Genomic DNA, 11,174 nt, shown 5'->3' with positions numbered 1-11,174 from the left:
GAGTTGGATTTTCTCTTTATCACTATTAGCCACTGTGCGTGGCGGCACGTCATTTCTTTGTCCAAAGCGACAAAGAAACGAAGCAAAGAAAGCGCTTTAACCGCTCTACCCTAAGTGTCCACAGCGTGCAGTTTCTATTCATAGGTGCCCCAAAAGCACGGTGCTCGCCAGAGCGCCGGATGTGTGAACCCCTCCTTCTCGCGAATCCTGACACGAACACGCTTCGCCCCGTACGCTCTCGGGCAAGCACCATTGCCAAGGAACCCGCACGGCCTTACAGGTATTTACGGCTGCGGTTTTTTGACAGGTTAGCTACCTGGTCTGTGCGACCGTATTCATAGGCCACAGCTTCATGCGTGTTTGTGTTTACTGCTTCAGTTTTTTGTGAATTGGCTGCGCGTTCTGTACGGCTATTTTCGTCGGTTACGGCCGCCCGCATCTTCGCGGCTTCGTTTCTTGGCGGGTTGGCGACGAGGTTCGAGGCGCGTACACATTGGAGGGAGGTCGTCCGCGGATAGCGCGGGGTGCTCCTTGGGCAGGTTCAATCACTGGTGGCGAAGCGTGTGGTTCCTTGGCAATTGTGCTTGCCCGAGAGCGTACGGGGCGAAGCGTGTTCGTGTCAGGATTCGCGAGAAGGAGGGGTTCACACATCCGGCGCTCTGGCGAGCACCGTGCTTTTGGGGCACCTATGAATAGAAACTGCACGCTGTGGACACTTAGGGTAGAGCGGTTAAAGCGCTTTCTTTGCTTCGTTTCTTTGTCGCTTTGGACAAAGAAATGACGTGCCGCCACGCACAGTGGCTAACAGTGATAAAGAGAAAATCCGACTCACGCAGACCACCACGGCCGAAAGCACCAACCCGGCATTGACTCCGACCGCTAACACCGAAAGCACCAACCCGGCACATACCCCTAACACCGAAACCACCACCCCCAACCCTAGCAACCTGCCCCCAACCCCGAGTGCGAACGGAAAAAAACCTCTAATGGATCGGACACACAATGGCGACATATCTGCTGGGCCTAGACAGCGGCTCGACCGCGACCAAGGCCGTTATCTTCGACACCACCGGTCGCACCGTGGCCGTAGGCTCCCGGCGTGTGGAGCAGCGGCAGCCGCGTCCCCGCTACGTCGAACGCGACATGGAAGAAACCTGGGCAGCGGCAAGTGGCGCCATTCGCGATGCGCTCGCGCTTAGCCAAGTGCCCGCCGAGGCGATCGCCGCTATCGGCGTAACCGGACACGGCGACGGCCTCTACCTGGTCGACCACGCCGGTGCTCCGCTCGGCCCCGGCATTCTGTCGCTCGACAGCCGGGCCTTCGACGTTCGCGATCAATGGCGCGAAGCCGGCGTGCTGCAACAGGCACTGGAATTGACCGGGCAGCAGCCGTATCCCTACGCCGCCGTCAGCCTGCTCAAATGGATCCAGGTCAACGAACCCGAGCGGTACGCAAAGATCGGCCATGTGCTCTTCTGCAAGGACTGGCTTCGCCTCTGTCTGACTGGCATCCCGGCAACGGACCCAACGGAAGCCAGTTCATCCTTTACCGATGTCCGCACGCAACAGTACAGCGGCGATGTCCTCGATCTATACGGCCTCGCGTCTATTGGCCACGCGTTACCGCAAATCGTGTCGTCCACGGCACTCGCAGGCCGGGTCACCGCACAAGCCGCCGCGCTAACCGGTCTGAAGGAGGGCACGCCGGTCGCGTGTGGATTGCACGATGTCACCTCCAGTGCCGTGGGACTAGGCAACACCGAGCCGGGTATCTTGTCGATTACGGCGGGGACGTTCAGCATCAACGAGATCCTGTCGGACCGTCCGCAACTGGATCCGCGCTGGTCGTGCCGCAACGGCACACGTCCCGGTCAATGGATGAACATGTCGATTTCACCGGCCTCATCGAGCAATGTCGACTGGTTCCTGCGTGAATTTTTTGCCCACGAAGCGCAACAGGCTTCGCAACGCGGATGCTCGCTGTTCGACCTGATCGGAGACGAATTACAGGCGGCATTCGCCGAGCCGAGTTCCGTCATGTTCCATCCATTCCTGTTCGGCTCCCCCTTCGAGCAGCCCGCGAGCGCCTCGTTTTTTGGCATCCGCGGCTGGCACCGTCGCGCCCATCTGGCGCGGGCCGTGCTCGAAGGCATGGTCTTCAATCACCGATACCATGTCGAAGCTCTGACCAGCGCGCTTCCGGGGCAGCGGGCGGGGCTGACCGGTGGAGGATCATCAAGCCCCATGCTTGCCCAGTTGTTTGCCGATACCATCGGGATTCCTATCGATATTCCGGAAAGTCAGGAAGCGAGTGCACTTGGCGCAGCGCTCTGTGCCGGCGTGAGCGCAGGAGTGTTCCCATCCCTGGCGGAGGCCGCCACGCGCGCATGCCGCATCCAGCGGACACACCAGCCGGACGCGGAACGTCACGGCCAGCTCACCGAGGCACACACCCTGTACATGCAGCTCATTTCAGGCATGAACCCATTGTGGCCGGCGCTCGACCGCGCAGCCACTACGCATTGACGACGACATTGATCACGAGACAAGCAATGACCGAACGATCCCGCGAATTCTTTCTCGACCGGCTTACGCAACAGCGCCGTGTCAGCGTGCTAATTGTTGGTGGCGGAATTAATGGTGCAGGACTATTCCGCGACCTGTCGTTGCAACAGGTCGACTGCCTGCTGATCGATAAAGCGGACTTCGCCTCAGGTGCAAGTTCGGCGCCATCGAGGCTCATTCACGGCGGCCTCAAGTATCTTGAAACCGGTGAATTTGGCCTCGTTGCCGAATCCACACTGGAACGCAATCTCTTGCTGAAAAACGCACCGCATTTTGTACGGCCACTGGAGACGGTACTGCCGATTCATTCGTACTTTGGCGGCATTGTTGCGTCTACGCTGCGATTTTTCGGTGTCAAGTCGAAGCTCGCCGACCGCGGCGCGATCATTTCAAAACTCGGTCTCACGATCTACGATTTTCTCGGTCGCCATCACCGGACGATGCCGCGTCACCACGTCGCGCTCAGAAGACGTTCTCTTCAAAGTCTGCCATTACTCGATCCCGCCATCAAGGCAACCGCCACGTATTTCGATGCACAGGTGACACAGGCCGAACGACTGAACTACGAACTGGTAGCAGACGGACTGGCCGCTTGCGAGGAAGCCGCGGCGGCGAACTACGTTACGGTTGATCACGTGGAAGGCGACACGGTCTGGCTACGGGATCTCGTGTCAGAGCGGCTTTTTCCTGTGACACCGACCCTCATCGTCAACGCCGGTGGGGCCTGGATCGACAGCGTGAACCAGGCGCTCGGTATCAGGCGAAAGTATATCGGTGGAGCAAAGGGGTCGCACCTGATCGTGACGCATGCTGAGCTCCATGCGCAACTGCGGGGCCGCATGGTGTACTTCGGCTCGAAGGACGGTCGCATTTGTCTTGTCTATCCGTTTATGGACCGGCTTCTGGTCGGTTCGACCGATATCCGCGTAAGTGATCCTGACCAGGTTCGCTGCGAGGACAGTGAGGTCGACTATATGCTCGGCGTATTACGGGAGATTTTTCCTCGCCTGGAACTGGATGCATCGAACATCACGTTTCGCTATAGTGGCGTGCGGCCGTTGCCCTATTCCGATGCCACGAATCCGGGCGACGTGAGTCGCGATCACGTGGTGCACGTCGATCATCTGCCTGACACTCAAACTGCTGTGCTTTCGCTGGTGGGCGGCAAATGGACAACCTTCCGGGGATTTGCCGAATCCGTCGCCGACGATACGCTCAAGCGTCTCGGACGTTCGCGCAGGGTCAGCACTCGCGACGAAGCTATCGGTGGAGGCCATGATTTTCCACTGACCTCAGGGGATCGGACTGCGTGGATCAACGAGCTTGCCGCGCGTTGCGGCGTTCCGGTTGAACGAGCTGAAACCTTATTCTCGCGTTACGGTACAAGTGCATCCGTCATCGCAGCGTTCTGCTCGTCGATACACGACGGGCTCCCTGACCGCTCGCTCGCAAGCGAGCCAAGTTATACAGTGCGAGAGGTTCAGTACCTATGCGAGCACGAAGCAGTGACGCATCTTGCAGATCTGCTTTTCCGTCGCACGACGATCGCCATCTCCGGTCAATTGACCGGCGCCGTGCTGGCTGAAACTGCGGCGATCGCGGCGAGTTCGCTGGGATGGGATGCTATCCGCATGCGGCGGGAAATCGAATCGTCCCGCGACATCGCCCAGCAGCGCCATGGAATGGTGATTAGGGATACTGAGCTTACGCATTAGTTCAGTAGTTGGCAGCCTGAACTTAGACGAATCCCGGTGCGGACCTACGCTGAAATGCGGCAGCGGGAGTTGATTGCACCAGGCGGTGATGTCCGCCCGATGCTTGCGGAGCGCGTGAGGTCTTTCCGCGCAGCGCGCTGCGTCGCTTGGACTATTCGCTAGTAGAGTCGACGGGAATCCCGGCGTCGCTGCCGGCCGAGGAGTCTTGCCTGGGGCGGCGAACAGCTCTTACCTTTCCGCTGTTTCCGCCGCCGCAGAAGAATTGCTCGCGGCCATCGGACTCGAGTCCCGACACGCCTGCTCCGGGTGGCATCTCAAGGCTCTCCAGGACCTCTCCCGTTTGCGAATCGACATGTCTCAGCTCGCTCGCGTCATCTTCCCAGGTGCCGTGCCAGAGCTCGCCGTCAACCCAGGTGACACCGGTGACGAAGCGGTTGGATTCTATGGCGCGAAGAATCGCCCCCGTTTCAGGATCGACCTGATGGATCTTCCGGCTCCGGTACTGCCCCACCCAGAGCGTCCCTTCGGCCCATGCGAGCCCCGAGTTACCGCCGCCACCGGGTGCCGGGATCGTGGCGAGCACCCGGCCGGTTTCAGGATCGATCTTCTGGATAATATCCCCGGCAATCTGAAACAGGTGTTGGCCGTCGAAGGCCGTTCCTGCATCGGCGGCGACATCAAGCGAGTGCAGCGGGTTTCCGCTCGCCGGGTCGAAGGCGTTCAGCTTGTCTCCGGATCCAAACCAGACATGCTGACCGTCAAACGTGACCCCAGACACGCTGTCGACACCTGGAAAGGGCCCATATTCACGGATGATTTCGGCTTCTGATCGTTTCATGGTGCCATCCTAATCACTGGGTAGTGAAGTGGGGAGTAACAAGCTTGTCGCGAATCCCGGCACGGGCGGTGTCATCCAGCGACGTGCCCGTCCGCGGCCAAACGACTGCACCTTGCCTGCCGCCGCAAGCGAGTCCAATGAACGCTGCACGGTACGCTGGCTGGCTCCAAGCACAAGCGCGAGAGCTGAGCTCGTCCACGACTCGCCGTCGGCGAGGAAGACGAGCACCGCAGCATGCTTGTCTTCAACGGGCCGCGCCATCACGACCACTTCGCGTGCAGTACGCGGTACCAGCACGAACCCTCGCTTCGTCGCGCTCACACCGGCCAGCGTCCCAAGCACGGTACGAAGCCGTCCGACTTCGACACGCAAGCGCGCGCGATGCGATTCATCGGCATGTTTCGCCCGGAATGCCCGCGCGATGAGCGTGTCCCTGGGCACGTCTTCGGGCCACGCTTCACCCAACGTGCGTGCGAGCGCGAACAAGATTGGACGCCTCGCGAGCGAGACCACGGCGCTTGCATCGCGTACGAGCTGGCGGGATGCATCTACAACAAGCGCCTTCGACGCCAGTAATACTTCGATATCCTCAAGGAATAGGAGTCGCTCCTCACCATTCGAAATCAAGCGTGCGGCGGGCGTATTCAGTATGAGGGATGCACTTTCGACCTCCGCGATGAGCGCAGGAATACCCGCATGGTGCGCAGCGCGTTCGGCCCGGGCAAGCGCCGCGCGCGCTGTCTTGGTCTTGAGGCGCCGCATCGCGATCCCCGCAACGACCAGCTCGTGGACGGCTTTTAACGCGGGCGGGAAGGGCGTGGGGTCTAGCTCGGCGAGCGTCCGCTCAGCTTCGTCGAGACGTCCGATCAGGAGGAGGCGCCGGACTTCGAGATACCGCGCATGCGCTGCGTTGACGCGGTCGCCGTGTGCTTCGAGTGTCGCCCGCGCTGCGTCGAGCGTCTTCGCAGACCAGCCCAGGTCTCTTGAGGCGAGCGCGATCTCGACCTCGGCGACGACACACCTCGCGCGCGCCACGGCTTCTTTTGGACCGAATGCGCGCGCGGCACTTCGCATGAGAGCCTTCGCTCGGACAAGATCGCCGAGCTGCGCCATTGCGATGCCCCGGAGCGCGAGCGCGGGCGCGTCGTCGCGCAAGGCGATCCGGTTAAGTGCGCCGAGAGGGTCACCCGAGGCGAGCGCACGCGCCGCGACCGCAATTAGTGGGTCCATGGTCTATCTGAATCCCGCCACACTTGTCACTCCCATCGTTCGATGCCCGGTACTAATCTATCACCAACCTGCATGTCGGATCGGAAGTTAAACGAACGACGAAGAACACCTGACGGAGGGAAGATGATGACGACACGCATAGCCGGGACACGTGAAGAATAGTTGGCAGCGTTATTCGAGTTGCTCGAGGCGGAGAAGGAATTCACACGCCGTGAGGACGAGTTGGCGCGGCAACGTCAGGCGCCGCCGTGGGTCTGAGTCGACAAGGACTACCGATCCGAGACCAGGGTCTCGCCCGCACAAACGGGAGGCGGAAGATGCCACAAAACATGGTTTCCGAACGAGTTTCCCAGAGAGCTTTCTTTGGCGTCTCGGCGCTACTTTTCGTCGCCAGTGCGGCGGTGACAATCGTCTGGTGTGTGTCCATGTCGGCGATGGGCGAGATGCCAATGCCCGGCGGCTGGACCATGTCCATGGCGTGGATGCCGATATGCGGACAGACGTGGCCCGGCACTGCGGCCTCGTTCATCGGCATGTGGGTCGCGATGATGATTGCGATGATGCTGCCATCCCTCGCGCCCATGTTGTGGCGCTACCGTCAGGCCATCGGCAGGACTGGCGAGACAGGGCTGGATCGGCTGACCGCGCTGGTGGGCGCCGGGTACTTCTCCGTGTGGGCCGTGTCTGGAATGGCCGCCTTTGCGCTGGGGGGCACGCTGGCGGCGGTCGAGATGCAGTTGCCATCACTCGCGCGCGCCGTTCCGGTCGCGTCCGGCGTGGTCGTCCTGATCGCCGGCACGCTCCAGTTCACACCGTGGAAGTCGCATCACCTTGCCTGCTGCCGGGCTATGCCGGGGCAGGGTTGTATGTTGAAGGCGTTGCAGGCGGACGCCGGCACGGCCTGGCGACATGGCCTGCGCCTTGGTCTTCACTGCAGCACCTGCTGTGCTGGCCTGACGGCTATCCTTCTGGTGATTGGTGTCATGGATCTGCGCGTGATGGCTGCCGTCACGACAGCTATTACTGCCGAACGTCTCGCACCGGCCGGCGAGCGCGTGGCGAAGGCTATCGGAGCTGTGGTCGTTCTGACGGGGTTGGTCCTGATCCTGCGAGCAATGGGGCTTGGATGAAGCATCGCGCAACCGCGACCATCGTGGGAGCATGCGCTTCGAGCATCCGCCTACACCCCCGCGCCAAGCTCAGCAAAACTGATCATTTTCGCGCTACAAGCCTGCGTAAAATCCACGTCATAGCTCGAAAAGAAAACCGTCCGGTCTTCGCTCAAGGTCTTGAACAAATCGATCAGAACAGCGCGCGCGGGGGCATCGAGGCCAGCGACTGGCTCATCCGCGATAACGACCTTCACATCGCCGAGTACCGCCGCCGTCAGGAAGATTTTCTTGCGTGTACCAAACGACATTTGCTCGAAACGCTTCTCGAGATGTGGTGTCAAGCCAAAGCGGTCGGCCAAGTCGAGCGCCTGACTGTCGACGGTGGTTTGTCGGTCCGATGCCACCCGTTCCAGATACTCGCGACCCGTCTGCAGCGAGTACGGCATGCAGTCGTCGGGCACGTACGCGAGTAGCGACTTTGCCTCGATCGGGGCGCTATGCATCGAGTGTTTGTCTATCCATACCTCACCTTCGTCAGGTTCGATCTCACCAGCGAGGATACCGAGCAAGATGGATTTTCCGCTGCCGGTTTCATCGTTCAGCGCCACGCATCCAGTGCCGGCGCCATAGCGCAGTCCTTGAAAGATAACGCGCTTGTCGTAACGTTTGCAGAGGTTCTCGAATCGAAGCATGAGTTGCAGACTTTGTCAGAAGAAGAGTGGCCGCGCGGCTGCGGCGGATGCCGGTTGGCATCCGCCGGGCGGCAAGGATTGTGTGGAAATTGACACTGCGGCAAGTGTAGCAGCGCACGCAGGCGCGCTTGGACGGACAGGTCAGCGCGCCTGTGAACCACCCGCGCTGGCCACCCGCAATCAACCGTTCAGCATCCGTCCGCCATCCACCACGATTTCTGCGCCGAGCGTCCACGCGGACTCATCCGACGCCAGATAGACCACTGCCTTCGCCACTTCCTCAGGTGTTCCGAACCGTCCGGCAGGAATGGTATTGATGATCTGTTGAGTAACCTGCTCGCGGTAGGCGTCGGGAATGTTGAGCTTGTCGTATAGCGGAGTATCGACGGGCCCGGGACTGACCGCATTGACGCGGATACCACGCGGCAGCAGTTCGCTTGACAGGGTTCGGGACAGGCTGAGCAGGGCTGCCTTGGTCGCTGCATAGACGCTCGACTGCGCGGCGCCGACGTGCGCATTGATCGACGTGTTCAACACCACCGAGGCGGGTTTGCTGAAGATGGGCAGTAGCGCCTGAGTCAGGAAGTACGGCCCCTTGACGTTGATAGCGAAGGAGCGATCGAACAGCGCTTCCGTCCATTCCTCGATCGGCACCCATACCGATACACCGGCGTTGAGGAAAGCGACATCGAGTTGACCATAGTGCTCCTTGACCGCTTGCGCGAGCGCACTCTGAGCCTCGACACTGGCGGAGTCGGCGCACAGCACGGGCACTTCCTGGCCGAGTATATTGCGGGCGTTCTCGATAGAGTCCGGGTTGACGCCGGTGACAATGACGCGTGCGCCTTCGGTCAGAAACTGCTTCGCAGTTTCCAAACCAATGCCGCTGGTACCGCCGGTAATGAGGGTGCGTTTGCCTTGAAGACGAGGCATGGGAATCTCCGGTAAATGAATGAACAGTCGACGGTGCTTAGCTGGCGCCGCCTCGCTGTACAGACAGAATGGAGTCATTTGCGCACGGGGATAAGTGGGTCGAAAGGTATATCATTCATGCCCTCATTGCATAAATGATCAGGACGCACCGTGGATCGTTTCCTCTTGATGAAATGCTTTGCCCGGGCGGTCGAGACCGGGAGTTTTTCTGCGGCGGCCAGGGAACTGGGCATTGGCCAGCCTAACGTCAGCCGCTATGTCGCTGCGCTGGAACAGCACCTTGAAACACGGCTGATGCAGCGATCCACGCGCAGGCTGACCCTCACCCCCGAAGGCGAGCGCTACTACGCCGAAGCCCGACGGATACTGGACGCAGTCACCGAGGCCGAATCGACCGCCCGTGGTGACGATCAGCCTTCAGGCCTGCTACGCGTGGCATGTCCCACGACGCTTGGGAGGATCCACTTGCTGCCGTTGGTGCGTCCGCTTCTGGAGCGTCATCCCAAACTCGAACTCGAATTGCAGATCAGCGATCGCTACGTCGATCTGGTCAATGAAGCGGTCGAACTGGCCATTCGCATCGGCAATCTTGAGGACAGTACGCTGCGTGCACGGCGTATCGGGATGTTCCAAAGGGTTTGCGTCGCAAGCGTCGATTACCTTGCGCGTCGCGGCATGCCAGGCACGCCGGGTGACTTGCGCGATCACGATTGCATCGTCTATACATTGTTGTCGTCGGCCGGAACATGGCACTTTCGCGATACCGAGGTCTCCGTTACGGGACGTCTGCGCGTCAATTCACCGGACGCTGTCCGCGAGGCGGTGCTGCAAGGCATCGGCGTTGGATATGGACCTCTTTGGCTGTTTGAAGACGCGCTGCGAACTGGGTCCGCACGTTTGATACTGCGCGACTACATTGGGCCGCCGGTGCCGCTGCAGATTGTCTACGCGGCAAGTCGGCTGTTGCCACGACGCGCGGTGGTTTTCATGGATTTCATAGCGGAGGCTTTCGCCGCCATTCCCGCGCTCAACGAAAACGGTCTGGCTGCGATCGATGCGACGGCAGCAGACGCGTGACACACGTGTGCGCTTGGAACCGGGCATTGAATCATCCGGTCCGAATACGGAATTTATCAGGACACCGTCGTTAACTGAGCGCGCGGGGAGAGGCTGCGGCGGCGCCGCAAACCTCCCGCTCCCACCCGTTTTTATCCGGCAACCTTCTCAGAATCCGCAACGGCTGCCTTTTCAGCAACCACTGCATTCTCAACAACCGCCGCCTTTTCAGGAGCCGCGGCCTTCGACGCGACTCTTGCCAAACGGCCTTCTTCCAGCTTCGTCGCGCGGACGCCATCTTCAGGCGATACCCGTCCGGCTTCCTCGCCCGAGAGGTCGACCCGAATTGCGCCTTCAACCATCGACGTCCAGTAACGGCTGCCACGGCACCAGATCTTGATCGCCGCCCGCAACTCGGTCTCGGTCAGCGCCAACTCTGCGGCGTGTGCGAGAAGATCTTCGAAAATTCCGATCTTCAGCGGCACCTTGGGCGACGGGTTTTTCGGGAACGCTTTAGGAAACCGTTTTTGCAGCTTCCCGATGGTCAATACCACAGGGTCCACGGGTTTCGACCTGACCGCGACGGGAGCAGCAGGCCGCGCTGGCCGAGGAGGGCGCGGCGGCTTGGTGACGGGCTTCGAGACCGGTGTGGGGGCGGGCTGCTTAGAGGCATGCTTGGGGGCAGGCTTATGCGCAGGCTTCGCCACGGGCTTCGACTGCGCGCGTTTCGCCTGTTGCTCTTTCTCGAGTTGTTGTTTCAATACAGCGAGCTGTTCAAAGCCCATAGCACATGACCAGGCAAGTAAAAGGTCAATTCTAGCAGCCCGCCACTCCCGGTGTTCTACTTGTCCAGGCAGGCGGAACAATCCTCAGTCAATTGCAGCACCTGTCGACGCCGGCAACGGCCCGAAAGCGGCCGCCATACGCCGATGAATAGCAGGGTGGACGCGACCTGCATCCACCTTCCAGGAACGCTCTCAGGGCCCTCTAATCGTGCCCCCGGCGGCCGCTACTATAGCGGCCGCTGCAATCG

Annotated in this window: 9 protein-coding genes; 4 read left to right on the top strand and 5 right to left on the bottom strand. The window is 60.6% G+C overall.

Going from position 1 to position 11,174, the window contains the following annotated elements; genetic code table 11:
- The first annotated feature begins 1,002 nt into the window (after positions 1 to 1,002).
- Together ACSQ8V_RS37925 and ACSQ8V_RS37920 are read left to right on the top strand one after the other, a co-directional pair.
- Positions 1,003 to 2,526, top strand: coding sequence for an FGGY-family carbohydrate kinase (locus tag ACSQ8V_RS37925; protein WP_436209206.1), 1,524 nt, complete (start codon positions 1,003 to 1,005; stop codon positions 2,524 to 2,526).
- A 26-nt stretch (positions 2,527 to 2,552) separates the two neighbouring features.
- Positions 2,553 to 4,280 carry a glycerol-3-phosphate dehydrogenase/oxidase gene (locus ACSQ8V_RS37920; protein WP_436209205.1) on the top strand — a complete coding sequence of 576 codons (1,728 nt, stop codon included), beginning with the start codon at positions 2,553 to 2,555 and terminating at the stop codon, positions 4,278 to 4,280.
- A 151-nt stretch (positions 4,281 to 4,431) separates the two neighbouring features.
- Here the strand turns inward: ACSQ8V_RS37920 and ACSQ8V_RS37915 are convergent, their stop codons facing one another.
- Positions 4,432 to 5,118 (bottom strand): Vgb family protein, encoded by a 687-nt coding sequence (locus ACSQ8V_RS37915; RefSeq protein ID WP_436209204.1) that lies wholly within the window; start codon positions 5,116 to 5,118, stop codon positions 4,432 to 4,434.
- A gap of 9 nt (positions 5,119 to 5,127) precedes the next feature.
- Entirely contained in the window at positions 5,128 to 6,348 is a 1,221-nt protein-coding gene (locus ACSQ8V_RS37910) for a helix-turn-helix domain-containing protein (protein WP_436209203.1), read from the bottom strand.
- 317 nt (positions 6,349 to 6,665) lie between these two features.
- Here ACSQ8V_RS37910 and ACSQ8V_RS37905 point away from each other — a divergent pair, with 317 nt between their 5' ends.
- On the top strand, positions 6,666 to 7,478 hold the full coding sequence (locus ACSQ8V_RS37905; protein WP_436209202.1) for a DUF2182 domain-containing protein: 813 nt from the start codon (positions 6,666 to 6,668) through the stop codon (positions 7,476 to 7,478).
- 50 nt (positions 7,479 to 7,528) lie between these two features.
- Here ACSQ8V_RS37905 and ACSQ8V_RS37900 read toward each other — a convergent pair whose 3' ends face one another.
- Both ACSQ8V_RS37900 and ACSQ8V_RS37895 read right to left on the bottom strand, forming a co-directional pair.
- Positions 7,529 to 8,152: an ATP-binding cassette domain-containing protein gene (locus ACSQ8V_RS37900; protein WP_436209201.1), complete on the bottom strand. Its 624-nt coding sequence runs from the start codon at positions 8,150 to 8,152 to the stop codon at positions 7,529 to 7,531.
- A gap of 180 nt (positions 8,153 to 8,332) precedes the next feature.
- A complete protein-coding gene (locus ACSQ8V_RS37895) occupies positions 8,333 to 9,085 on the bottom strand; it encodes an SDR family oxidoreductase (protein ID WP_436209200.1) in 753 nt (250 codons plus the stop codon).
- A gap of 150 nt (positions 9,086 to 9,235) precedes the next feature.
- Here ACSQ8V_RS37895 and ACSQ8V_RS37890 point away from each other — a divergent pair, with 150 nt between their 5' ends.
- Positions 9,236 to 10,162 (top strand): LysR family transcriptional regulator, encoded by a 927-nt coding sequence (locus tag ACSQ8V_RS37890; protein ID WP_436209199.1) that lies wholly within the window; start codon positions 9,236 to 9,238, stop codon positions 10,160 to 10,162.
- A gap of 131 nt (positions 10,163 to 10,293) precedes the next feature.
- Here the strand turns inward: ACSQ8V_RS37890 and ACSQ8V_RS37885 are convergent, their stop codons facing one another.
- The gene (locus ACSQ8V_RS37885; RefSeq protein ID WP_255631278.1) at positions 10,294 to 11,007 is read right to left on the bottom strand and encodes a ProQ/FinO family protein; all 714 of its coding nucleotides are present in this window, start codon (positions 11,005 to 11,007) and stop codon (positions 10,294 to 10,296) included.
- Between the last annotated feature and the right edge of the window lie 167 nt (positions 11,008 to 11,174).

The sequence above is a fragment of the Caballeronia sp. LjRoot31 genome (assembly GCF_964253885.1).
GTDB lineage: Bacteria > Pseudomonadota > Gammaproteobacteria > Burkholderiales > Burkholderiaceae > Caballeronia.
This window is presented reverse-complemented; position numbering and strand designations above follow the sequence as displayed.